The 24,464-nt window shown below is 69.0% G+C and carries 19 protein-coding genes and 1 tRNA gene; 2 read left to right on the top strand and 18 right to left on the bottom strand.

What is annotated here, in order from left to right:
* Window positions 1-93: 93 nt before the first annotated feature.
* The 14 genes from fusA to ACZ45Q_RS03295 form a co-directional block, all read right to left on the bottom strand.
* A complete protein-coding gene (fusA, locus tag ACZ45Q_RS03230) occupies window positions 94-2,220 on the bottom strand; it encodes an elongation factor G (protein ID WP_468254127.1) in 2,127 nt (708 codons plus the stop codon).
* A gap of 39 nt (window positions 2,221-2,259) precedes the next feature.
* Entirely contained in the window at window positions 2,260-2,730 is a 471-nt protein-coding gene (gene rpsG / locus ACZ45Q_RS03235; protein WP_003998848.1) for a 30S ribosomal protein S7, read from the bottom strand.
* 2 nt (window positions 2,731-2,732) lie between these two features.
* On the bottom strand, window positions 2,733-3,104 hold the full coding sequence (rpsL, locus tag ACZ45Q_RS03240; RefSeq protein ID WP_003948652.1) for a 30S ribosomal protein S12: 372 nt from the start codon (window positions 3,102-3,104) through the stop codon (window positions 2,733-2,735).
* Between the two features lie 298 nt (window positions 3,105-3,402).
* Window positions 3,403-3,936, bottom strand: a complete 534-nt coding sequence (locus tag ACZ45Q_RS03245; protein ID WP_468254129.1) for a DUF1707 and DUF4190 domain-containing protein — start codon at window positions 3,934-3,936, stop codon at window positions 3,403-3,405.
* Between the two features lie 136 nt (window positions 3,937-4,072).
* Window positions 4,073-7,987 carry a DNA-directed RNA polymerase subunit beta' gene (locus ACZ45Q_RS03250; RefSeq protein WP_468254132.1) on the bottom strand — a complete coding sequence of 1,305 codons (3,915 nt, stop codon included), beginning with the start codon at window positions 7,985-7,987 and terminating at the stop codon, window positions 4,073-4,075.
* Window positions 7,988-8,097: 110 nt separating this feature from the next.
* Window positions 8,098-11,583 (bottom strand): DNA-directed RNA polymerase subunit beta, encoded by a 3,486-nt coding sequence (gene rpoB, locus ACZ45Q_RS03255; protein WP_468254135.1) that lies wholly within the window; start codon window positions 11,581-11,583, stop codon window positions 8,098-8,100.
* A gap of 587 nt (window positions 11,584-12,170) precedes the next feature.
* Window positions 12,171-12,560, bottom strand: coding sequence for a 50S ribosomal protein L7/L12 (gene rplL, locus ACZ45Q_RS03260; protein ID WP_468254137.1), 390 nt, complete (start codon window positions 12,558-12,560; stop codon window positions 12,171-12,173).
* Window positions 12,561-12,677: 117 nt separating this feature from the next.
* The gene (gene rplJ, locus ACZ45Q_RS03265; protein WP_416525499.1) at window positions 12,678-13,208 is read right to left on the bottom strand and encodes a 50S ribosomal protein L10; all 531 of its coding nucleotides are present in this window, start codon (window positions 13,206-13,208) and stop codon (window positions 12,678-12,680) included.
* A 486-nt stretch (window positions 13,209-13,694) separates the two neighbouring features.
* Window positions 13,695-14,534 carry an SCO4651 family lipoprotein gene (locus ACZ45Q_RS03270; protein WP_468254139.1) on the bottom strand — a complete coding sequence of 280 codons (840 nt, stop codon included), beginning with the start codon at window positions 14,532-14,534 and terminating at the stop codon, window positions 13,695-13,697.
* Window positions 14,535-14,682: 148 nt separating this feature from the next.
* Complete coding sequence (gene rplA, locus ACZ45Q_RS03275) at window positions 14,683-15,408, bottom strand: 50S ribosomal protein L1 (protein WP_468254142.1); 726 nt, start codon at window positions 15,406-15,408, stop codon at window positions 14,683-14,685.
* 80 nt (window positions 15,409-15,488) lie between these two features.
* Window positions 15,489-15,923 (bottom strand): 50S ribosomal protein L11, encoded by a 435-nt coding sequence (gene rplK, locus ACZ45Q_RS03280; protein WP_073940577.1) that lies wholly within the window; start codon window positions 15,921-15,923, stop codon window positions 15,489-15,491.
* A gap of 168 nt (window positions 15,924-16,091) precedes the next feature.
* On the bottom strand, window positions 16,092-16,970 hold the full coding sequence (nusG, locus tag ACZ45Q_RS03285; RefSeq protein WP_468254144.1) for a transcription termination/antitermination protein NusG: 879 nt from the start codon (window positions 16,968-16,970) through the stop codon (window positions 16,092-16,094).
* Between the two features lie 80 nt (window positions 16,971-17,050).
* Window positions 17,051-17,338 carry a preprotein translocase subunit SecE gene (secE, locus tag ACZ45Q_RS03290; protein ID WP_468254147.1) on the bottom strand — a complete coding sequence of 96 codons (288 nt, stop codon included), beginning with the start codon at window positions 17,336-17,338 and terminating at the stop codon, window positions 17,051-17,053.
* 108 nt (window positions 17,339-17,446) lie between these two features.
* Window positions 17,447-17,519 (bottom strand) — tRNA-Trp (locus ACZ45Q_RS03295).
* A gap of 294 nt (window positions 17,520-17,813) precedes the next feature.
* Between ACZ45Q_RS03295 and ACZ45Q_RS03300 the strand changes: the two genes are divergently transcribed.
* Window positions 17,814-19,040, top strand: coding sequence for a pyridoxal phosphate-dependent aminotransferase (locus ACZ45Q_RS03300; RefSeq protein WP_468254150.1), 1,227 nt, complete (start codon window positions 17,814-17,816; stop codon window positions 19,038-19,040).
* 136 nt (window positions 19,041-19,176) lie between these two features.
* A complete protein-coding gene (locus ACZ45Q_RS03305; protein WP_468254152.1) occupies window positions 19,177-20,217 on the top strand; it encodes an adenosine deaminase in 1,041 nt (346 codons plus the stop codon).
* Window positions 20,218-20,720: 503 nt separating this feature from the next.
* Here the strand turns inward: ACZ45Q_RS03305 and ACZ45Q_RS03310 are convergent.
* From ACZ45Q_RS03310 to ACZ45Q_RS03325, 4 genes are all read right to left on the bottom strand, one after another.
* Window positions 20,721-21,776 carry a UDP-N-acetylmuramate dehydrogenase gene (locus ACZ45Q_RS03310; RefSeq protein WP_468254155.1) on the bottom strand — a complete coding sequence of 352 codons (1,056 nt, stop codon included), beginning with the start codon at window positions 21,774-21,776 and terminating at the stop codon, window positions 20,721-20,723.
* Between the two features lie 10 nt (window positions 21,777-21,786).
* Window positions 21,787-23,217, bottom strand: coding sequence for a DHA2 family efflux MFS transporter permease subunit (locus tag ACZ45Q_RS03315; protein WP_468254157.1), 1,431 nt, complete (start codon window positions 23,215-23,217; stop codon window positions 21,787-21,789).
* A gap of 93 nt (window positions 23,218-23,310) precedes the next feature.
* Window positions 23,311-23,883 carry a TetR/AcrR family transcriptional regulator gene (locus ACZ45Q_RS03320; protein WP_468254159.1) on the bottom strand — a complete coding sequence of 191 codons (573 nt, stop codon included), beginning with the start codon at window positions 23,881-23,883 and terminating at the stop codon, window positions 23,311-23,313.
* A 151-nt stretch (window positions 23,884-24,034) separates the two neighbouring features.
* Window positions 24,035-24,463 carry a MaoC family dehydratase gene (locus ACZ45Q_RS03325; protein WP_468254336.1) on the bottom strand — a complete coding sequence of 143 codons (429 nt, stop codon included), beginning with the start codon at window positions 24,461-24,463 and terminating at the stop codon, window positions 24,035-24,037.
* Window position 24,464: the final 1 nt, after the last annotated feature.

Here is a 24,464-nt window from a genome sequence, read left to right on the forward strand (position 1 = left end):
TCAAAACCCGGGGCCCGGGGCAAACCCCCGCGATTGCGGGTGTTTGCCCCACGAGGCTCCGGAGTCAAGCCTACGGCGTGGACGCGAGGTCCGTTACTCGCCCTTGGCCTTCGCGATGATCTCCTCGGCGACGTTCCGCGGAACCTCGGCGTAGGAGTCGAACTGCATCGAGTAGCTTGCGCGACCCGACGTCTTGCTGCGGAGGTCGCCGACGTAGCCGAACATCTCCGACAGGGGCACGAGGCCCTTCACGAGGCGGGCACCCGCCCGCTCCTCCATGGCCTGGATCTGGCCACGGCGGGAGTTGATGTCGCCGATGACGTCGCCCATGTAGTCCTCGGGCGTGGTGACCTCGACGGCCATCATCGGCTCGAGCAGCACGGGGCTGGCCTTGCGCGCGGCCTCCTTGAAGGCCTGCGAACCGGCGATCTTGAACGCGAGCTCGGAGGAGTCGACCTCGTGGTAGGCACCGTCGAGCAGGGTCACGCGCACACCGGTCATCTCGTAACCGGCGAGGATGCCGAACTGCATGGCCTCCTGGCAGCCGGCGTCGACCGAAGGGATGTACTCCTTCGGGATACGACCACCGGTGACCTTGTTGACGAACTCGTACGAGGCGTCGCCGCCCTCGATCGGCTCGATCGCGATGATCACGCGAGCGAACTGGCCGGTGCCACCCGTCTGCTTCTTGTGGGTGAACTCGACCTTCTCGACCGACTTGCGGATCGTCTCGCGGTACGCGACCTGCGGCTTGCCGACGTTGGCCTCGACCTTGAACTCGCGCTTCATGCGGTCGACGAGCACCTCGAGGTGAAGCTCACCCATACCGCCGATGACGGTCTGGCCGGTCTCCTCGTTGGTGTGGACCTGGAAGGACGGGTCCTCCTCGGCCAGGCGCTGGATCGCGACGCCCAGCTTCTCCTGGTCGCCCTTCGACTTCGGCTCGATCGCGACCTCGATGACCGGCGCCGGGAAGTCCATGGACTCCAGGATCACCTGGTTCTTCTCGTCGCAGAGCGTCTCGCCGGTCGTGGTCTGCTTCAGACCCATGACGGCGACGATGTCGCCGGCGCCGACCGACTCGATCTCCTCACGCTTGTTGGCGTGCATGCGGTAGATCTTGCCGATGCGCTCCTTGCGGCCCTTGACGGAGTTCATCACGGCGGTGCCGGACTCCAGGCGGCCGGAGTACACGCGGACGAAGGTCAGCTTGCCGAGGTGCGGGTCGCTCATGATCTTGAACGCCAGCGCGGCGAGGGGCTCCTCGTCCGACGGCTTGCGGGCGATGACCTGCTCCGGGTCCTTGACGTCGTGGCCCTCGATGGCCTCGACGTCGAGCGGGGAGGGCAGGTAACGCACGACCGCGTCGAGCAGGGGCTGCACGCCCTTGTTCTTGAACGCGGTGCCGCAGAAGACGGGGGTGACGGTGGTGCCGCCGCCCTTGCCGGACGCGATGGTGATACGACGGATCGCCGCGTAGAGCTGCTCCACGGAGGGCTCGGTGCCCTCCAGGTACAGCTCCATCAGCTCCTCGTCGTTCTCGGCCACGGCCTCCAGCAGCTTGCCGCGGTACTCCTCGGCGGCCTCGGCGTGGGTGTCCGGGATGTCGACGGTGTCGTACATCTCGCCCTTGGTGGCCTCGGCCGACCAGACCAGGGCCTTCATCGTCACGAGGTCGATGACGCCCTTGAAGTCCGCCTCCGCACCGATCGGCAGCTGCATGACCAGCGGCTGCGCGCCCAGGCGGTCGCTGATCATGTCGACGCAGCGGTGGAACTCGGCACCGGTGCGGTCGAGCTTGTTGACGAAGCAGATACGCGGAACGCCGTAGCGGTCGGCCTGACGCCACACCGTCTCGGACTGCGGCTCGACGCCGGCGACACCGTCGAACACCGTCACGGCACCGTCGAGCACGCGCAGCGAGCGCTCCACCTCGACGGTGAAGTCGACGTGACCCGGGGTGTCGATGATGTTGATGGTGTGGTCGACGTTCTCCATCGGCCAGTGGCAGGTGGTGGCAGCAGAGGTGATCGTGATGCCACGCTCCTGCTCCTGCTCCATCCAGTCCATGGTGGCGGCGCCGTCGTGGACCTCACCGATCTTGTACGACACACCGGTGTAGAACAGGATCCGCTCGGTGGTGGTCGTCTTGCCCGCGTCGATGTGGGCCATGATCCCGATGTTGCGGACCTTGGCCAGGTCAAGTGAAGTGGTAGCCATAAGGCTTCAGTCTTCTCTCGGTCTCGATGTGGGTAGCGACTACCAGCGGTAGTGCGCGAAGGCCTTGTTGGACTCGGCCATCTTGTGCGTGTCCTCGCGCTTCTTCACAGCGGCACCGAGGCCGTTGCTGGCGTCGAGGAGCTCGTTGAGCAGACGCTCGGTCATGGTCTTCTCGCGACGGGCGCGGGAGTAACCGACGAGCCAGCGCAGCGCCAGGGTGTTGGCACGGCCGGGCTTGACCTCGACCGGGACCTGGTAGGTGGCACCACCGACACGGCGGGACTTGACCTCGAGGGTCGGCTTGATGTTCTCGAGAGCGCGCTTGAGGGTGATGACCGGGTCGTTGCCGGTCTTCTCGCGCAGGCCCTCCATGGCGCCGTAAACGATCCGCTCGGCAGTCGAGCGCTTGCCGTTCAGCAGCACCTTGTTGATCAGGGAGGTCACCAGGGGGGAGCCGTAAACCGGGTCGATGATGACCGGGCGCTTCGGGGCGGGGCCCTTACGAGGCATTCTTACTTCTCCTTCTTGGCGCCGTAACGGCTGCGGGCCTGCTTGCGGTTCTTGACACCCTGGGTGTCGAGGGAGCCGCGGATGATCTTGTAGCGAACACCCGGCAGGTCCTTCACACGGCCGCCGCGCACGAGCACGATGGAGTGCTCCTGCAGGTTGTGTCCCTCACCCGGAATGTAAGCGGTGACCTCGATCCCGCTGGTCAGACGCACACGCGCGACCTTACGCAGGGCCGAGTTCGGCTTCTTCGGGGTGGTCGTGAACACACGCGTGCAGACGCCGCGACGCTGAGGGGAACCCTCGAGTGCGGGCGTCTTGTTCTTTTCGACCTTGTCCTGCCGGCCCTTGCGGACCAGCTGCTGGATCGTAGGCACTACTTCTCCGGTTTCTGTGTGCCGATGGGTACAGCTAACCTGGAACGTCGCCGACCCACGCGGTCGGGTGTGTCGAATCCGGCAGACTCTCGCCGCAAAGCGAAAAGGGCACGGATTACGGTGGCCGCTGCCGACCCCTGTGCGGTTGAAGGCACGCACGAAGGCCAGGGCACACCCCAGGCACAAGGTCTGAGCGTACCTACCTCACGGACTTCGGTCAAAACAAATGGAGCCCGGCCCGACACGCCGGACTTCTCCCGTTCGTCCACAGCGCTTTCTCGCCACCGCCGAGGCGCCCTCAGGCCGTGCCCGCCAGCAGGGCCGCCAGGCCGAACATGACCATCACCAGCGTCCAGCCGGCCACGGACACCCAGCCGAGCACCAGGCCCGTCACCGCGAAGCCGTCGCCGCCCTCGCCGGTGCGGCGGATCTCGGACTGGGCCATGTGCCCGAGGATCACCGCCGGCAGCCCGGTGAGCCCGCCCGTGGCCAGGCAGAGGATGCCGCAGACCATGGAGGCCACCGCCTTGCCGTTGGTCCGCTGGGGACGGGCCAGGAAGGTGCCCGGCACCGGCCCGGTCGCCGCCACCGGATGGGGCACCGGCCCCTGCGGCAGATCGGCGACCAGCAGGGCCAGCTCCCCCACCGTCCGGGCGGCGTAGGCCCGGGCGACGCGCTTTTCGAACTCGGGGTGGTCCAGCCGCCCCTCGCCGTAGCCGGCGCGCAGGACGTCCACGGCTCTCTCCCGGTCGGCGTGGGAGGCCAGCATCGACGGCGGGCCGGGCTGCCGGTCGTGCAGCGGCCCGCCCTGCCACGGGGTCGGGTACGACACAGTGCCTCCCGGGGGACGGTGAATCCCTTCTCAAAGGCTCGAACGCACCGTACCCGGCATTTGGTTCCGCGCACCCCGAAGGGCGGCCACCCGTGCCGGGTGACCGCCCTTCGGTGCGTGCGTTCGGACGTACGCCTTACTGGTTGTACGGACCGTAGTCGTAGTCCTCCAGCGGCACCGCCTGGCCGGAGCCCGTGCCGAACGGCGAGTAGTCGATGTCGTCGTAGCCGACGGCCGAGTACATCGCGGCCTTGGCCTCCTCGGTCGGCTCGACCCGGATGTTGCGGTAGCGGGACAGACCCGTACCGGCCGGGATGAGCTTACCGATGATGACGTTCTCCTTGAGGCCGATCAGGGAGTCGGACTTGGCGTTGATCGCCGCGTCCGTGAGGACCCTGGTCGTCTCCTGGAAGGACGCCGCCGACAGCCAGGACTCGGTCGCCAGCGAGGCCTTGGTGATACCCATGAGCTGCGGACGACCGGAGGCCGGGTGACCGCCCTCCTGGACCACACGACGGTTCTCGGACTCGAACTTCGAGCGCTCGACCAGCTCGCCGGGCAGCAGCTCGGCGTCGCCGGACTCGATGATCGTCACGCGGCGGAGCATCTGCCGGATGATGATCTCGATGTGCTTGTCGTGGATCGACACGCCCTGCGAGTTGTAGACCTTCTGGACCTCGCCGACCAGGTGGACCTGGACGGCCCGCTGGCCGAGGATGCGCAGCACGTCGTGCGGGTTGGTGGCACCCACGGTGAGCTTCTGGCCCACCTCGACGTGCTCGCCCTCGCCGACCAGGAGACGGGCGCGCTTGGAGATCGGGTACGCCGTCTCGTCGCTGCCGTCGTCCGGGGTGACGACGATCTTCTTGGTCTTCTCGGTCTCCTCGATCCGGACGCGGCCGGAGGCCTCGGAGATCGGGGCGACACCCTTCGGGGTACGGGCCTCGAAGAGCTCGACGACACGCGGCAGACCCTGGGTGATGTCGTCACCGGCCACACCACCGGTGTGGAAGGTACGCATCGTCAGCTGGGTACCGGGCTCACCGATGGACTGGGCGGCGATGATGCCGACCGCCTCACCGATGTCGACCAGCTTGCCGGTGGCCAGCGACCGGCCGTAGCACATCGCGCAGGTGCCGACGGCGGACTCGCAGGTCAGGACCGAGCGGGTCTTGACCTCCTCGACGCCGTGCTTGACGAGCTCCTCGATGAGGACGTCGCCCAGGTCGGTGCCGGCCGGGGCCAGCACCTTGCCGTCGACCACGATGTCCTCGGCGAGGCAGCGCGCGTACACGGACGTCTCGACGTCCTCCGCCTTGCGCAGCACGCCGTCGGCGGCCCGCTCGGCGATCCGCAGGCGCAGGCCGCGGTCGGTGCCGCAGTCCTCCTCGCGGATGATGACGTCCTGGGAGACGTCGACCAGACGACGGGTGAGGTAACCCGAGTCGGCGGTACGCAGAGCGGTGTCCGCCAGACCCTTACGGGCACCGTGCGTGGAGATGAAGTACTCCAGCACGGACAGACCCTCACGGAACGAGGCCTTGATGGGCCGCGGGATCGTCTCGTTCTTCGCGTTCGACACCAGACCGCGCATACCGGCAATCTGACGCATCTGCATCATGTTGCCTCGTGCGCCCGAGTTCACCATCATGAAGATCGGGTTGGTCTTCGGGAAGTTGTCGTTCATCGCCTCGGCGACCTCGTTGGTCGCCTTGGTCCAGATCGCGATGAGCTCCTGCGTGCGCTCGTCCTTGGTGATCAGACCGCGCTCGTACTGCTTCTGGACCTTCTCGTCCTGCGCCTCGTAGCCGCGGACGATCTCCCTCTTCGCCTCGGGGACGACGACGTCGGAGATCGCGACGGTGACGCCGGAGCGAGTGGCCCAGTAGAAGCCGGCCGCCTTCAGGTTGTCGAGCGTCGCCGCCACGATGACCTTCGGGTAGCGCTCGGCGAGGTCGTTGACGATCTCGGAGAGCTGCTTCTTGCCGACCTCGAAGTCGACGAACGGGTAGTCCTCGGGCAGCAGCTCGTTGAAGAGCGCACGGCCCAGCGTGGTCTTCAGGGTGAACGGGTCACCCTGCTGCCACTCGGAAGCACCCTCGACCTCGGAGCCCTCCTCGGCGGCCGGCGGGGTCCAGCCGCGCGGCGGGATGGTGCCGACCGGGAAGCGCACGTCGATCTTGGCCTGGAGCGACAGCTCGCCGGCGTCGAACGCCATGATCGCCTCGGCGACGGACGCGAACGAACGGCCCTCGCCCTTGAGGTCCCGGCCCTCGCCGTCGGTGGTGAGGAAGTACAGACCCAGCACCATGTCCTGGGTCGGCATCGTCACCGGACGGCCGTCGGCGGGCTTGAGGATGTTGTTCGAGGACAGCATCAGGATGCGGGCCTCGGCCTGCGCCTCCGCGGACAGCGGCAGGTGCACGGCCATCTGGTCACCGTCGAAGTCCGCGTTGAACGCGGTGCAGACGAGCGGGTGGATCTGGATGGCCTTGCCCTCGACCAGCTGCGGCTCGAAGGCCTGGATGCCGAGGCGGTGCAGCGTGGGCGCACGGTTCAGCAGAACCGGGTGCTCCGCGATGACCTCTTCCAGCACGTCGTACACGACAGTGCGGCCGCGCTCGACCATGCGCTTGGCGCTCTTGATGTTCTGCGCGTGGTTCAGGTCGACCAGGCGCTTCATCACGAACGGCTTGAACAGCTCCAGCGCCATCGCCTTGGGCAGACCGCACTGGTGCAGCTTCAGCTGCGGACCGACGACGATCACGGAACGCGCGGAGTAGTCCACGCGCTTGCCGAGCAGGTTCTGGCGGAAGCGGCCCTGCTTGCCCTTGAGCATGTCGGACAGCGACTTCAGCGGACGGTTGCCGGGGCCCGTGACCGGGCGACCACGACGGCCGTTGTCGAAGAGCGCGTCGACGGCCTCCTGGAGCATGCGCTTCTCGTTGTTCACGATGATCTCGGGGGCGCCGAGGTCGAGAAGCCGCTTCAGGCGGTTGTTGCGGTTGATGACGCGGCGGTACAGGTCGTTCAGGTCGGAGGTCGCGAAGCGGCCACCGTCCAGCTGCACCATCGGACGCAGGTCCGGCGGGATGACCGGGACGCAGTCCAGGACCATGCCCTTGGGGCTGTTGCTGGTCTGGAGGAACGCGGAGACGACCTTCAGCCGCTTCAGGGCGCGGGTCTTCTTCTGGCCCTTGCCGGTGCGGATGATCTCGCGGAGCTTCTCGGCCTCCTCGTCGAGGTCGAAGGACTCCAGGCGCTTCTGGAGCGCGGCGGCGCCCATCGAGCCGTCGAAGTAGGTGCCGAAGCGGTCGCGCAGCTCGCGGTAGAGCAGCTCGTCGCCCTCGAGATCCTGGACCTTGAGGTTCTTGAACCGGTTCCACACCTCGTCGAGGCGGTCGATCTCGCGCTGCGCACGGTCGCGCAGCTGCTTCATCTCGCGCTCGGCACCCTCGCGCACCTTGCGGCGCACGTCGGCCTTGGCGCCCTCGGCCTCCAGCTCGGCCAGGTCGGTCTCGAGCTTCTTGGCGCGGGCCTCGAGGTCGGCGTCGCGGCGCTGCTCGATCTGCTGGCGCTCGACGGAGACGTGGGCCTCCAGCGAGGGCAGGTCGCGGGTGCGGCGCTCCTCGTCGACGTACGTGATCATGTACGCCGCGAAGTAGATGACCTTCTCCAGGTCCTTCGGGGCGAGGTCGAGCAGGTAGCCCAGCCGCGACGGAACGCCCTTGAAGTACCAGATGTGCGTGACGGGGGCGGCCAGCTCGATGTGGCCCATCCGCTCACGGCGCACCTTGGCGCGCGTGACCTCGACGCCGCAGCGCTCGCAGATGATGCCCTTGAAGCGGACGCGCTTGTACTTGCCGCAGTAGCACTCCCAGTCCCGGGTGGGACCGAAGATCTTCTCGCAGAAGAGCCCGTCCTTTTCCGGCTTGAGGGTGCGGTAGTTGATGGTCTCGGGCTTCTTGACCTCGCCGTGGCTCCACTGACGGATGTCGTCAGCGGTGGCCAGGCCGATCCGGAGCTCGTCGAAGAAGTTGACGTCGAGCACTATGCGTCAATCCCTCTCAGGGTCGTAAGTCTTGGGGTCTGAAACGGGGGTCCTGGGGCCGGCCGGAGGCTCAGGGATCTTCATCGCTGAACCTCCGGACCGGACTCCCGTCAGACCTCTTCGACGCTGCTCGGCTCGCGCCGGGACAGGTCGATGCCGAGCTCCTCCGCAGCGCGGAAGACGTCCTCGTCGGTGTCACGCATCTCGATGGACATACCGTCGCTGGACAGCACCTCCACGTTCAGGCAGAGAGACTGCATCTCCTTGATGAGCACCTTGAAGGACTCGGGGATGCCGGGTTCGGGGATGTTCTCGCCCTTGACGATGGCCTCGTAGACCTTCACGCGGCCGGTGACGTCGTCGGACTTGATGGTCAGCAGCTCCTGGAGCGCGTAGGCCGCGCCGTACGCCTCGAGTGCCCACACCTCCATCTCGCCGAACCGCTGGCCACCGAACTGGGCCTTACCACCCAGCGGCTGCTGGGTGATCATCGAGTACGGGCCGGTCGAGCGGGCGTGCAGCTTGTCGTCGACCAGGTGGTGCAGCTTGAGGATGTACATGTACCCGACCGAGATCGGGTCCGGGAACGGCTCGCCCGAGCGGCCGTCGAACAGCCGTGCCTTGCCGGACGGCAGGACCATGCGGTCGCCGTCGCGGTTGGGGATGGTGTGCTCCAGCAGACCGGCGAGCTCGTCCTCGCGGGCGCCGTCGAAGACGGGGGTCGCCACGTTGGTACGGGGCTCGACGCGGTCGGCGCCGATCGCCTGGAGGCGCTGGGCCCACTCGTCGGCGAGGCCGGAGACGTCCCAGCCCTGGCTGGCGAGCCAGCCGAGGTGGATCTCCAGGACCTGTCCCGGGTTCATTCGGGACGGGACGCCCAGCGGGTTGAGGATGATGTCGACCGGGGTGCCGTCCTCCAGGAACGGCATGTCCTCGATCGGCAGGATCTTGGAGATGACGCCCTTGTTGCCGTGGCGGCCGGCGAGCTTGTCACCGTCGGTGATCTTGCGCTTCTGCGCGACGTAGACGCGGACCAGCTGGTTCACGCCCGGCGGCAGCTCGTCGCCCTCCTCGCGGTCGAAGACGCGGACGCCGATGACCTTGCCGGTCTCGCCGTGCGGCACCTTCAGCGAGGTGTCACGGACCTCACGGGCCTTCTCACCGAAGATCGCGCGCAGCAGGCGCTCCTCGGGCGTCAGCTCGGTCTCACCCTTGGGCGTGACCTTGCCGACGAGGATGTCACCGGCGATGACCTCGGCGCCGATGCGGATGATGCCGCGCTCGTCGAGGTCGGCGAGGACCTCCTCGGAGACGTTCGGGATGTCCCGGGTGATCTCCTCGGGGCCGAGCTTGGTGTCACGGGCGTCGACCTCGTGCTCCTCGATGTGGATCGAGGACAGGACGTCGTCCTGCACGAGGCGCTGCGACAGGATGATCGCGTCCTCGTAGTTGTGACCCTCCCACGGCATGAACGCCACGAGCAGGTTCTTGCCGAGCGCCATCTCGCCCTGCTGGGTGGCCGGGCCGTCGGCGAGGACCTGGCCCTCGATGATCCGGTCGCCCTCGGTGACGATGACCTTCTGGTTGACCGAGGTGCCCTGGTTGGAGCGGGCGAACTTGGCCAGGCGGTACGTGATGTACGTGCCGTCGTCGTTGGCGGTGGTGATGTAGTCCGCGGAGACCTCCTGGACCACACCGGCCTTCTCGGCCTTGACCACGTCGCCGGCGTCGACGGCGGAGCGGTACTCCATGCCGGTGCCGACGAGCGGGGACTCCGCCTGGATCAGCGGCACGGCCTGGCGCATCATGTTCGCGCCCATGAGGGCGCGGTTGGCGTCGTCGTGCTCCAGGAAGGGGATCATCGCGGTCGCGACCGACACCATCTGGCGCGGCGAGACGTCCATGTAGTCCACGTCCTCGGGGCCGACGTAGTCGACCTCGCCGCCCTTGCGGCGGACCAGCACGCGGGCCTCGGCGAAGCGGAGGTCGTCCGTCAGCGGCGCGTTGGCCTGAGCGATGACGAAGCGGTCCTCCTCGTCGGCGGTGAGGTAGTCGACCTGGTCGGTGACCTGGCCCTGGAACACCTTGCGGTACGGGGTCTCGACGAAGCCGAACGCGTTGACCCGGCCGTAGGTGGCGAGCGAGCCGATCAGACCGATGTTCGGGCCTTCGGGCGTCTCGATCGGGCACATGCGGCCGTAGTGCGAGGGGTGCACGTCACGGACCTCGAAGCCGGCCCGCTCACGGGAGAGACCACCCGGGCCGAGCGCGGACAGACGACGCTTGTGCGTCAGCCCGGACAGCGGGTTGTTCTGGTCCATGAACTGGGACAGCTGGCTGGTGCCGAAGAACTCCTTGATGGAGGCGACGACCGGCCGGATGTTGATCAGGGTCTGCGGCGTGATCGCCTCGACGTCCTGGGTCGTCATGCGCTCGCGGACGACGCGCTCCATACGGGCCAGACCCGTGCGGACCTGGTTCTGGATGAGCTCGCCGACGCTGCGCAGGCGGCGGTTGCCGAAGTGGTCGATGTCGTCCGTCTCGACGACGACCGTCTCACCGCTGTCACCGACCGTCTCGGTCTCGCCGGCGTGCAGCTTCACCAGGTACTTGATCGTCGCGATGATGTCCTCGACGGTCAGGATGCCCGCGTCCAGCGGGGTGTCCGTACCCAGCTTCTTGTTGACCTTGTAGCGGCCGACCTTGGCGAGGTCGTAGCGCTTGGGGTTGAAGTAGAGGTTCTCGAGCAGCGTCTGCGCGGCCTCGCGCGTGGGGGGCTCGCCCGGGCGCAGCTTGCGGTAGATGTCGAGCAGCGCGTCGTCCTGGCCCTGGGTGTGGTCCTTCTCCAGGGTGGCGCGCATGGACTCGTACTCGCCGAACTCCTCGAGGATCTGCTCGGTGGTCCAGCCGAGCGCCTTCAGGAGGACGGTGACGGACTGCTTGCGCTTGCGGTCGATGCGGACGCCGACCATGTCGCGCTTGTCGATCTCCATCTCCAGCCAGGCACCCCGGGACGGGATGATCTTGGCGGAGAAGATGTCCTTGTCGGACGTCTTGTCGATGCTGGAGTCGAAGTAGACACCGGGGGAACGGACCAGCTGCGACACCACGACACGCTCGGTGCCGTTGATGACGAAGGTGCCCTTGTTCGTCATGAGCGGGAAGTCGCCCATGAAGACCGTCTGGGACTTGATCTCGCCGGTCTCGTTGTTGGTGAACTCGGCCGTGACGAAGAGCGGCGCGGCGTACGTGAAGTCGCGCTCCTTGCACTCGTCGATCGAGTTCTTCGGCGGCTCGAAGCGGTGGTCGCGGAAGGTCAGCGACATCGACCCGGAGAAGTCCTCGATCGGGGAGATCTCCTCGAAGATCTCCTCGAGCCCGGACTTGGTGGGGACGTCCTGACCGTTGTCCAGAGCCTCCTCGACGCGAGCCTTCCACGCGTCGTTGCCGAGCAGCCAGTCGAAGCTCTCGGTCTGAAGCGCGAGAAGGTTCGGAACCTCGAGGGGCTCCTTGATCTTTGCAAAGGAGATGCGCAGCGGGGCGGTGCTGGCGCCGTTGTTCGTATTCGCGGTCGAGGCAGTGCGCGAGGCGGCCAAGAGGGGGTCCTTCCGAGGGCTCGGACTCACTACGCGCGTACCGGCCCCTCACCGGTGGCCCCGGGACGGACTGCGGAGAACTGGCCAAAGAGCCAGGTCGGAGCGGTCTGGTCGTCGGTGCTCGAGCGAGGGCATGCCCCTGGTGACGGGCAGGGAGCAGCTAACAGGCAGCGCAAAGGGTCAGTGTAGCCACACGGCACACTGATGTCCAGTCCCGCTTTGCAGAGACCCTCACAGCCCTCACTGTTCTCAACGCCTGCGGCATGTCTGCCCTCAACGCACGTTGATACTGCCCTCTTTGTCGACGATCCATGCCTCGGAACCCGGATCGATGTGACGACGCGTCCTGAGAATTGCGCGCTGCGTGCGGTTCGTCAAGGCCCCCCTTGCCCGAACCTGGACGCCCGGAAGACACGACGAAGATCACCATACCCCGCGTGCCCACGCGTGCAAGGCAACCCGTGGCCGGCCCCCGGGAACGCCGAAGAGCGACCACCCGGATGGATGATCGCTCCTCGGTGCCCAGGCGTTACAGCCCCAGGGGGCTGTTTTTCGCCGCGGCGACGGTCGTGGCCGACCGGAAGGTCTTACTTGACCTCGACGGAGGCGCCGGCGCCCTCGAGGGCCTCCTTGGCCTTGTCGGCGGCCTCCTTGTTGACCTTCTCCAGGACCGGCTTCGGGGTGCCGTCGACCAGGTCCTTGGCCTCCTTCAGGCCGAGGGAGGTCAGCTCGCGCACGACCTTGATGACCTGGATCTTCTTGTCACCGGCGCCGGTGAGGACGACGTCGAACTCGTCCTTCTCCTCGACGGCCTCGGCGGCAGCGCCACCGGCGGCACCGCCGGCCATGACGACCGGGGCGGCCGCAGCGGCGGTGACGTCGAACTTCTCCTCGAACGCCTTCACGAACTCGGAGAGCTCGATGAGGGTCATCTCCTCGAACTGCGCGAGCAGGTCTTCCTGGCTGAGCTTCGCCATGATGGGCGATCCTTCCACTAATTCGGCTGGTGCCGGATGTACATGACTGGCGGGCGTACGGTGGCCCGCTGCGACCCCGACCGCCTCGAGGCGGCCCGGATCAATGCGCGAGCCGAGTTACTCGGCACCGCCCTGCTCGTCCTGCTTGGCGCGCAGCGCGTCCACGGTGCGGACGAGCTTCGACGGCAGCGCCTGGAAGACGGAGGCAGCCTGGGACTGCTTCGCCTTGAAGGCACCGGCCAGCTTGGAGAGCAGAACCTCGCGGGACTCGAGGTCCGCAAGCTTCTTGATGTCGTCCGCGGACAGCGCCTTGCCGTCAAGGACACCGCCCTTGATGACGAGGTTGGGGTTGTCCTTGGAGAAGTCCCGCAGACCCTTCGCCGCCTCGACCGGGTCACCGGTCACGAAGGCGACGGCCGACGAACCCGCGAACAGGTCGTCGAGCGTGGTGATCCCGGCCTCGTTGGCCGCAATCTTGGTCAGCGTGTTCTTCGCCACACGGTACTGAGCGTTCTCACCGAGTGAACGACGCAGCTGCTGGAGCTGCGCGACGGTGAGACCGGTGTACGCGGTAACGACTGCGCCGTTGGAGTTGCGGAACTTGTCCCGCATCTCCACGACGGCATCGACCTTGTCAGGCCTCGCCATGAGCCTCGGCCTCCTTCCGGGTGATTCGGACCGCGCGGACCCGAAGGAGGACTGGGGAAAACGAAACGCCCCGGCGCAGGCGCACGGGGCTCAGCTCGACCGGGCGTTCCGCACGCACACGCAAGCGCATGCGATCCGGGGCTCCGGGAGCTCTTCCACTGTCACCTGCGCGGGCCGTCCGCCGTTCAGCGGATCCTTCGGCCACCGCGCACTCGGACGAACGCGCGGCAACGACCAGCGGTCTTTGGCTTCCGTGGAAGAGTACGGGAACGGGGCGCCGTCGAGCAAATCGCCCGAACGGAGCCCCGGTGCGCCGGGCCCTCGGGGCCGCAGGGCGGTCAGCCCTCGGCGCCCTCCTTCCTCAGCCCCGCCAGGTCCACGGTGTCCTCGGCGGGCGGGGCCGTGATCTCCACGGGCTGGCGATCACGACACAGCAGGGCGGGAGCCTAGCGGGGATGTGCGGGTACGGTCCCGGGATTGAGGGGGTCAGCCTCCGCCGTTCCCGGCCTCCAGCAGCTCCCGGAAGTCGGCCGTGTCGCCGGCGGGCGGCGGCTGTGCCGTGACGCGGGCGCCGTAGCCGGTGTAGTACGTCGTCCGGGTCAGCCGTCCGCTGTCCGACCGGCCCCGCTGCTCCTCCTTGACCGGCAGGTCCCGGTCGTCGAGCCAGAGGTGCACCGTGCGGATGCCGGGGGCGTCGACCGTCCCGGTGTAGTGGACGGCGCGCCGGCCGCGGACGGTCTCCGTGCCGGTGCTGCGGACGTCGTCGGCGGTCAGCAGCAGGTGCAGGGTCCTGTCGGGTGTCCCGGCGCGCAGTCCGTCGGCGATCCCGGTCCCGGAGCCCGCGCCCTCGTCCCCGCTCGCGCCACCGTCGCCGTCGCCGTCGAGCTTCTCCAGGTCCTCGTACCGGTATCTGATCCAGTGCCGGCCGCCGGTCCGCTCGGCGAACTCCTCGCCCATCCGGGCGTAGTAGCCGTCGGGCAGATAGCGGGTCTCCGTGGAGGTGGTGCCCAGCTCGCGCAGGCTGTCGGCCGCGGTGCCGCCGGTGTAGGTGATGGCCAGGGTGCCGGTGAGGCCGTCGCGCCAGCCGAGGGTGCCGGTGGCCGTCAGGGAGAGCCGGTCGCCCATGACGGTCGTCGTCTCGACCCTCGCGGAGCCGGCCCGGTCGACGGCGCGTTCCGCGGCGCGCAGCGCCCGTGCCTCGGGGCCCTGGGCGCCGGAGCCGTCCCCGCCGGGAGCGCAGGCCGCCAGGCACGCCAGCACGGCCGCGAGGAGGAGCCCCGGCACCGGGCGCCACTCCGGGCGCCCGCCGGCCCGTGTGCCCGCCATACGCCCCCCTGCCGCCGTCCCGGTGGTCCTCGGCCCGTCGCCGTGCGCGCACGCTAACGCAGGAACCGCGCGCCCGTACGGGAAAACGGGAACGGGCCCCGCACCTCGGAAGGTGCGGGGCCCGTGACCGTCAGGGTGAGCCGGGGGCTCAGACCGCGGCCGGGTCCTCCTCGACGAGGAGGTTGCGGGTGCGGTTGGGGTCGACCGGAACGCCGGGGCCCATCGTGGTGGTGATGGCGGCCTTCTTGATGTAGCGACCCTTCGCGGCGGACGGCTTCAGACGGAGGATCTCCTCCAGCGCGGCGCCGTAGTTCTCCACCAGCTTGGTGTCGTCGAAGGACACCTTGCCGATGATGAAGTGCAGGTTCGCGTGCTTGTCGACACGGAACTCGATCTTGCCGCCCTTGATGTCGGTGACGGCCTTGGCGACGTCCGGGGTGACGGTGCCGGTCTTCGGGTTCGGCATCAGGCCACGGGGACCGAGCACGCGGCCGAGGCGGCCGACCTTGCCCATGAGGTCCGGGGTGGCCACGACCGCGTCGAAGTCCAGGCGGCCCTTCGACACCTCGTCGATCAGCTCGTCGGCGCCGACGATGTCGGCGCCCGCGGCACGCGCGGCCTCGGCACGGTCACCGGTCGCGAAGACCAGGACCCGGGCGGTCTTACCGGTGCCGTGCGGAAGGTTCACGGTGCCACGGACCATCTGGTCGGCCTTGCGCGGGTCGACACCCAGGCGGAAGGCGACCTCGACGGTGCCGTCGAACTTGGTCGTGGAGGTCTCCTTGGCGAGACGGACGGCCTCGAGCGGGGCGTAGAGCTTCTCCCGGTCGACCTTGGCGTCCGCAGCGCGAAGGGACTTGCTGCGCTTGCTCACTACTGCTCCTGTGGATTCTTAGGAGTCGTGGTCCGGGCCGAGCAGGCCCTGCCACTTCTGCTTGCTTACGGGGGTGGAGGTCAGCCCTCGACCGTGACGCCCATGGAACGGGCGGTGCCGGCGATGATCTTCTCGGCGGCGTCCAGGTCGTTGGCGTTGAGGTCGGGCATCTTGGTGGTGGCGATCTCGCGGACCTGCTCGCGGGTGATCTTCGCGACCTTGGTCTTGTGCGGCTCGCCGGAGCCCTTCTCCACGCCCGCGGCCTTGAGGATCATCTTGGCGGCCGGCGGCGTCTTGGTGACGAAGGTGAAGGAACGGTCCTCGTAGACCGTGATCTCCACCGGGATGACCCAACCGCGCTGCGACTCGGTCGCGGCGTTGTAGGCCTTGCAGAACTCCATGATGTTGACGCCGTGCTGACCCAGCGCGGGGCCGACCGGCGGGGCCGGGTTGGCGGCACCGGCCTGGATCTGGAGCTTGATGAGCCCCGTGACCTTCTTCTTCTTGGGAGGCATGGCTCTCCGGGTCCTTTCGATTCGGGTCTACCTCCGGCCGAGTCGCTCTCCCGGCAGAAGGCATACCGCACAACGATAACGGGTATAGATGTGCGGCCAAAAACCGAGCAGGTCAGACGGCTGCCGTGGCAGCCATCTGACCTGCTCGGACGTTCGGGTGCCAGAAGGTCAGTTCTTCTGGATCTGGTCGAAGCTCAGCTCGACCGGGGTCTCGCGGCCGAAGATCTCGACGAGGCCCTTGACCTTCTTCGAGTCGGCGTTGATCTCGTTGATGGTGGCCTGGAGCGTGGCGAACGGGCCGTCGGTGACGGTGACCGAGTCGCCCACCTCGAAGTCCAGCACCTGGACCTCGACCTTGCGCTGCGGCGCGGGCTTGCCCTCGGCCTCGGCCGCCTCGCGGGCGGCCTTCTCCTCGGCCTCCGGGGCGAGCATCTTGACGATCTCGTCCAGGGTCAGCGGGTACGGGTCGTAGGCGTTGCCCACGAAGCCGGTGACGCCCGGCGTGTTGCGGACGACGCCCCAGGACTCGTTGGTCAGGTCCATGCGGACCAGGACGTAACCCGGCAGCTTGTTCTGCCGGACGTTCTTCCGCTCGCCGTTCTTGATCTGGACGATCTCTTCCTCGGGCACCTCGGCCTGGTAGATGAAGTCCTCGACGTTCAGCGAGACGGCGCGCTGCTCCAGATTGGCCTTCACGCGCTTCTCGTAGCCGGCGTAGGTGTGGATCACGTACCACTCGCCGGGCAGGCCGCGCAGCTCCCGGCGGAGCTTCTCGATCGGGTCCAGCTCGGGCTCGGCCTCTTCCTCGGCGCCCTCGGCCGGGGCCTCGGTGTCGGCGGACTCCTCCGCGACGGGCTCCTCGGCCGGCTCCCCGGCGGTCTGCTCCGTGTCGTCGGCCTCGGTGGCCTCGGCGTCGGCAGCCTGGACCTCGGCGGAGGTCTCGGTGTCCTCGCGGTCCGCGCCCTCGACGGCGTCGAACACGTCCTCGACGGACTCGGCCCCCTCGCCGTGAGGCTCAACGGCGTCGTTCACGTTCGGGTCAGACACGGTGGCTGCTTCTTCCTGGATACATAGGGGTGGAACACGCGAAAGGAGCGCCGGGTACCTCGGCGCTCTTCGCTCTCGGCTCAGCCGAAGACGTACTTGGCGGCGTTGCTGAGCCCATAGTCAATCACGGTGACCAGGCCGATCATGACGGCGACGAAAATGATCACCACGGTGGTGTACGTGGTCAGCTGGTTCCGCGTCGGCCAGACGACCTTGCGGAGCTCCGCGACGATCTGACGATAGAAGAGCGCGAGGCGCTTCAGCGGGCCCTTCTTGCCGCGCTTGCCGCCCCGGCGCTGCTTCTTCTTGGAGTCCGGCGCCTCGTCCTGGGCATCAGGCATGTCGATGGAGCCCACGGCGTCCGTCACTCGTCCTCACCTGATTCCGGGTCGTGGCCGTGCCGCGCCCGGTCTGAGCCGCACGGCGGTGCATTGCTGTACGTACATGCGCACACATCCTGGCGAAGGTGTGTGTAGCAGGGCCGGAGGGACTTGAACCCCCAACCGCTGGTTTTGGAGACCAGTGCTCTACCAATTGAGCTACGACCCTTTGTGTGCCCCCCAACGTACCGCATCCGCCCGGCTGCATGGTGTGCGCCGGTGGAGCGCGGCTCGTCGAAGGCCAACGAGGTGAGAGTGTACGTGTTCTGGGCCCGGGCGTCGAACAGAAAGGGACCGGGCGAGGCATCTCCGGGTTCCGGTGGCGGAAGATCGCCCAGGCGGGACGCCCGTAGGCGCACCGCCGCGCACCGGATACGGACTGGTGTTCCGGGGCCCGCCCCGTCCTGTTCAGTCCGTGAAACCCGTGTGCCGGTGAAGTTTCGGGTCTGGAACGATGGACCGCATGAGCGCTGCAATCCCACCCACCGAGCGCCGGGTCTCCGCCCGAGTCGGCGCGATCTCCGAGTCCGCCACCCTCGCCGTGGACGCCAAGGCCAAGGCCCTCAAGGCCGCCGGGCGACCGGTGATCGGCTTCGGCGCCGGTGAGCCCGACTTCCCGACCCCGGACTACATCGTCGAGGCGGCCGTCGAGGCCTGCAAGAACCCGAAGTACCACCGCTACACGCCGGCCGGCGGTCTGCCCGAGCTGAAGGCCGCGATCGCCGCGAAGACGCTGCGCGACTCCGGCTACGAGGTGGACCCGTCGCAGATCCTGGTCACCAACGGCGGCAAGCAGGCCATCTACGAGGCCTTCGCCGCGATCCTCGACCCGGGCGACGAGGTCATCGTCCCCGCGCCGTACTGGACGACGTACCCCGAGTCGATCCGGCTGGCCGGCGGCGTCCCGGTCGAGGTCGTCGCCGACGAGACGACCGGCTACCGGGTCAGCGTGGAGCAGCTGGAGGCGGCCCGCACGGAGCGCACGAAGGTCGTGCTCTTCGTCTCCCCGTCCAACCCGACCGGCGCGGTCTACTCCGAGCACGAGACCGAGGCCATCGGCCGCTGGGCCGCCGAGCACGGCCTGTGGGTGCTGACCGACGAGATCTACGAGCACCTGGTCTACGGCGACGCCTCCGCCGTGTCGCTGCCGGCGGTCCTGCCCGAGCTGCGCGACAAGTGCATCGTCGTCAACGGTGTCGCGAAGACGTACGCGATGACCGGCTGGCGCGTGGGCTGGATCATCGGCCCGAAGGACGTCGTCAAGGCCGCGACGAACCTCCAGTCGCACGCCACGTCCAACGTCTCCAACGTCGCGCAGGTCGCCGCGATCGCCGCCGTCTCCGGCGACCTGGACGCCGTCGCGAAGATGCGCGAGGCCTTCGACCGGCGCCGCAGGACGATCGTGCGGATGCTCAACGAGATCGACGGCGTGGTCTGCCCGGAACCCGAGGGCGCGTTCTACGCCTACCCGTCGGTGAAGGCGCTGCTGGGCAAGGAGATCCGCGGCCGGCGCCCGCAGAACACCGTGGAGCTGGCGGCGCTGATCCTGGAGGAGTCCGAGGTCGCGGTCGTGCCCGGTGAGGCGTTCGGCACGCCCGGGTACCTGCGGCTGTCGTACGCGCTCGGTGACGAGGACCTCGTCGAGGGCGTGAGCCGGATCCAGAAGCTGCTGGCGGAGGCCAGGGACTGACCCTCGCCGTTCCCGGACAGGGCGCTCCCCATGAGCGGGGGGCGCCCTGTTCTGTCTGTGCGTTCCTTTGTGCGAGCAAGACCACGTACGGGGAAAGGCCTGGTGGGGCAGGTGGGGCGTGCGGCAGGATCCTTGGATGGAGCGTGTACGTGATGTCTCTGAGCTGCCGAAGGCCCATCTGCACCTGCACTTCACGGGATCGATGCGGCCCGCGACCCTGCTGGAACTCGCCGACAAGTACGGCGTACGGCTGCCCGAGGCGCTGACCGACGCGCTGACCGGCGGGGAGCCGCCCAGACTGCGGGCGACGGACGAGCGGGGCTGGTTCCGGTTCCAGCGCCTGTACGACGCCGCGCGGTCGTGTCTGCGGGAGCCCGAGGACATCCAGCGGCTGGTGCGGGAGGCGGCCGAGGAGGATCTGCGGGACGGGTCCGGGTGGCTGGAGATCCAGGTCGACCCGACGTCGTACGCGCCTCGGCTGGGCGGGCTGATCCCGGCGCTGGAGGTCATCCTGGACGCGGTGGACACGACGGTGCGGGAGACCGGGCTCGGGATGCGGGTGCTGGTGGCCGCCAACCGGATGAAGCATCCGCTGGACGCGCGCACGCTGGCCCGGCTGGCGGTGCGGTACGCGGACCGGGGCGTCGTGGGCTTCGGCCTGTCGAACGACGAGCGGCGCGGGATGGCGCGGGACTTCGACCGGGCGTTCGCGATCGCCCGGGACGGTGGGCTGCTGTCGGCGCCGCACGGCGGGGAGCTGGCCGGGCCGGCCTCGGTGCGGGACTGTCTGGACGACCTGGAGGCGGACCGGATCGGGCACGGCGTGCGGGCGGCGGAGAACCCCCGGTTGCTGAAGCGGCTGGCGGACCGGCAGGTGACGTGCGAGGTGTGTCCGGCGTCGAACGTGGCGCTGGGGGTGTACGAGAAGCTGGACGACGTGCCGTTGCGGGCGCTGTTCGAGGCGGGGGTTCCGCTGGCGCTGGGGGCGGACGACCCGCTGCTGTTCGGTTCGCGGCTGGCGGCGCAGTACGAGATCGCGCGGCGGTACCACGCCTTCACGGACGCGGAACTGGCGGAGCTGGCGCGGCAGTCGGTACGGGGGTCGGCGGCCCCGGAGGACCAGAAGGCCAAGCTTCTGTCGGACATCGACGCCTGGCTCAACGCGCCGATGGGGTGAGCGGCGCGGCGGGTGGTGGGGTTCGCGTGGTGTGTCGGGTGCGGGGTGGTGGGTGGATGCCTGCGGCGCCGCTGCGGGTGGTCGGGGGTGCGCGTAGCGCCTAAGGCCCCGGTGGGTGGTACGGGGCCGCGCCGGGGGGTCTCCGTCCTCGGAACGTCGCGAAATCGGCCGACGGGAAGGTCCCCGTGTTGACGCGACAACCGCTGCGGGCGGAGACCCCCCGACACGACCCCTCCCCGCCGTACGCGCCTGCGGGTAGCGCCCCGGCCCGTGCCTGGTTGCGCGCCATACGCGTCTGCAGGCGGCGCCCCGGCCTGCCGCCGCTTGCGCGCCGCGGGCGACTGCCGCAGCCCGCGGGCAGTCGTGCCGCTGGGGCGGCACGGGTGGGCGCGGGCGGCGCCCCGCTACGCCGGGCTGCGCAACGCCCCCCACGCCAGCCACAACGCCGCGCACTGCCGTACCGTCGGCGACATCTTGTGGGCGCGGGCGGCACCCGGCGGTGCCTAGAGGCTGACGCCCACCGTCACCGGCTCGTTGACCAGCGTGATCCCGAATGCCTCTCGGACGCCGGTGACGACCTCGCGGGCCAGGGCCAGGAGGTCCTCCGTGGTGGCGTCACCGCGGTTGGTGAGGGCGAGAGTGTGCTTGGTGGAGATGCGGGCGGGCCCGCTGCCGTAGCCCTTGGTGAAGCCGGCCCTGTCGATCAGCCAGGCCGCGGAGGTCTTGGTGCGGCCCTCCCCCGCCGGGTACGCCGGCGGCTCCACCCCGTCGCCGAGGCGCTCGCGCACCCGCTCCCGGAAGGCGGCGAACTGGTCGCCGGTGAGGATCGGGTTGGTGAAGAACGACCCGGCCGACCATGTGTCGTGGTCGTCGGGGTCCAGCACCATGCCCTTTCCGGCGCGCAGCTTCAGCACCGTGTCCCGCGCGGCGGCCAGCGGAACGCGGTCGCCGGGTTCGACGCCGAGGGCGCGGGCCGTCTCGGCGTACCGGAGCGGCCCGGACAGTCCGCCGGCGTCCTCCAGCTCGAAGCGGACGCGCAGCACCACGTACCGCTCGGGGTGGGCCTTGAAGCGGCTGTGGCGGTAGGAGAAGTCGCACGCCTCGTTCGACAGCGTGACCGTCTCGCCGGAGCGGCGGTCGTAGGCGATCACCTCGGTGATCGTGGAGGAGACCTCCTGGCCGTACGCCCCCACGTTCTGGATGGGGGTCGCGCCGGCCGAGCCGGGGATGCCGGACAGGCATTCGACGCCGGCCAGCCCGGCCTCGACCGTACGGGCCACGGCGTCCGTCCACACCTCGCCGGCCGCCAGCTCCAGCCGGGTGCCGTCGAGGGAGAAGCCGCGCGTGGCGATGTGCAGGGCCGTGCCGTCGAAGCCCTTGTCGCCGATGACCAGGTTGGAGCCGCCGCCGATGAGCAGCAGGGGCGTGCCGCTGACATCGGCCTCGCGGACGGCGGCGATCACCTCGGCGTCGGTGGTGGCCGTCACCAGGCGGGTCGCGGGGCCGCCCAGCCGGAAGGTGGTCAGCGGGGCGAGGGGGGCGTCGTGGAGTTCCTGCACGGGCCCAAGACTACGAGACGGCACCGACAGCGCCGGGCGGGGCGGACGCCTCGGATGTCCGGCCGGGTCGGCGGGCCGGGATCAGCAGGGCGGTGAGGGCGGCCAGGGCGACCACGGCGGCGCCCACCGCCACGGCGGGCCGCAGGCCGTCGACGAAGGCCTGCGGTGACTCGTAGCCGCCCCGCGCCGTGAAGACCGACGACATGATCGCGATGCCGAGGGCGCCGCCGACCTCGCGCAGCGCGTTGTTGGCTCCGGAGGCGATGCCCTGCTCCTTCGGTGCGACGCTGGACATCACCAGGGCGGAAGCCGGTGCGAAGAACAGCGCCATGCCGATCCCGCCGAGGACCAGACCGGGCAGCTGGCTGCCGTAGGAGGCGCCGACGGCGGCCACGGAGCCGAGGTGGGCCAGGCCGGCCGCCTGGAGGAAGAGGCCGGTGGCGACGACCGGCCGCCCGCCGATCCGGTCCGAGAGCAGACCGGCGACGGGCGCGACCAGTATCGGCATACCGGTCCAGGGGAGCATCCGCAGCCCGGCCTCGGTGGGCGAGTAGCCGAGCACTCCTTGCAGGTACTGGCTGAGCAGGAAGATCGAGCCGAACATCCCGAGGAACATCAGCAGGCTCGCCGCGTTGATCCCGGCGAAGGCGCGGGAGCGGAACAGCCGCATCGGCAGCATCGGGTTCCTGCCGCGTACGCCGTGGCGGACGAAGCCCGCCAGCAGCACGGCCCCCGTGCACAACGCGACCAGCACCGGCGTCCCCGTCCAGCCGTCGACGGGCCCGCGGACCAGCCCGTAGACGACGCCGAACAGGCCGCCGCTGGCCAGGAGCGTGCCGGGGACGTCCAGCGGGGCGCCGGTGCCGTACGACTCCGTGAAGCGCAGCCGGGCGAGCGGGAGCAGGGCCAGGCCCAGCGGAACGTTCAGCCAGAAGATCCACTGCCAGGAGATGTGCTCGGTGAGGGCGCCGCCGACCAGCGGCCCGGAGGCCACGGCGAGCCCGTTGACGGCTCCCCAGATCCCGTACGCCATGCCCCGGCGCTCGGCGGGCACGGCGACCGTCAGCAGGGTCAGCGCCAGCGGCATCATGACCGCCGCTCCGGCGCCCTGGACCGCGCGGGCGGCGATCAGGGTGTCGATGCCCGGCGCCAGGGCCGCGGCGGCGGACGCCGCGGTGAAGACCGCGAGCCCGACGAGGAAGAGCCTGCGACGCCCGAAGCGGTCACCGAGGGCCGCGCCGAACATCAGCAGGACGGCGAAGGTGAGCGTGTAGGCGCTCACCGTCCATTCCAGATCGTGCAGCGCGCCCCCGAGGTCCTCGCGGATGGAGGGCAGCGCGGTGGTGACGACGAGGTTGTCGAGGGCTGCCATGAATCCGGCGGCGCTGGTGAGGACGAGGGCCCAGACGGCTCCCCCGCCACGTGCTGTCCGGTCCTGCATCGCTCCCCCTGCGAGTGATCCCCATGATGATTAGTGATCGATGACTAACTTGTGCGGGCGTACGAGGCGGCCGCCGTCCGCGGTCCTGGTGCGCTATGTGCTCTCCCGGTCCCGCATGAGCCGGGCCGAGATGTCCAGCCCGTCCCAGACCCGGTGCTCGGGCGGAAACCCCATGCCGGCCAGGGCGTTGACGAGCATGCCGTACGCCATGAATCCCGTCGTCTCCGCGACGTCGCCACCCAGGGGCACGTGCGCGGCGTCCCAGATCTCCATCCAGCCCTCGCGCAGCAGCTCGCCGAACTCGCGGTCCCCGGCCGCCTCGGCCGCCGCCACCGTGACGTAGATCTGCAACTGCATCAGCAGCCGCTCGGGATGCTCGGAGATGAGCAGGGCGTACGCCCGCGCCATCGCCTCGTGCGCCTCCGCACCGCGCAGGCCGTCCGCCGCCTCCTCCACGTGCCGGCGCATGTCCCGCAGACAGCGCTGCGCCACCGCGAGGAACAGGGCCTTCTTGCCCGGGAAGAGCCGGAAGAGGTACGGCTGGGAGACGCCGACCCGCTTGGCGATGGCCTCCGTGGACGTGCCGTGGTAGCCGCCGCGGGCGAACTCGCTCATCGCCGCGCGGATGACGCTCTCGCGCCTCTCCTCTGCGCTCATCCTCGCCATGGAGGGAAGTTAGTACTCAATCACTAACTCGGGCAAGCGTGGGGTGAGGGAGTCGGCAAGTCGGGGGGGACAGGGCGTAAGGGGCGCTCCTCCATGGAGAACGCCCCTTACCTTCCCTGGAGGACGCCCCTCACCTTCGGCACCTTCGGCGTCAGGACAGCCGTACGACCGCGCGGGACCTGCCCAGGACCTTCTGGCCGTCGCTGGTCGCCGTCAGGTCGATGCGGACGGTGTTGTCCTCGAGCTTGGCCGCGACCTTGCCGCTGACCTCGATGAGGGCGCCCTTGTCGTCGTTGGGGACGACGACGGGCTTGGTGAAGCGGACGCCGTACTCGACCACCGAGCCCGGGTCGCCGGTCCAGTCGGTGACCACGCGGATCGCCTCGGCCATGGTGAACATGCCGTGCGCGATGACGTCGGGCAGGCCGACCTCCTTGGCGAACTTCTCGTTCCAGTGGATGGGGTTGAAGTCGCCGGAGGCTCCCGCGTACCGGACGAGCATGGCACGGGTCACGGGGAAGCTCTGGGCGGGCAGCTCGGTGCCGACCTCGACGTCGGAGTAGGAGATCTTCGCCGTCATC

The sequence above is a fragment of the Streptomyces sp. NPDC031049 genome (genome assembly GCF_055571015.1).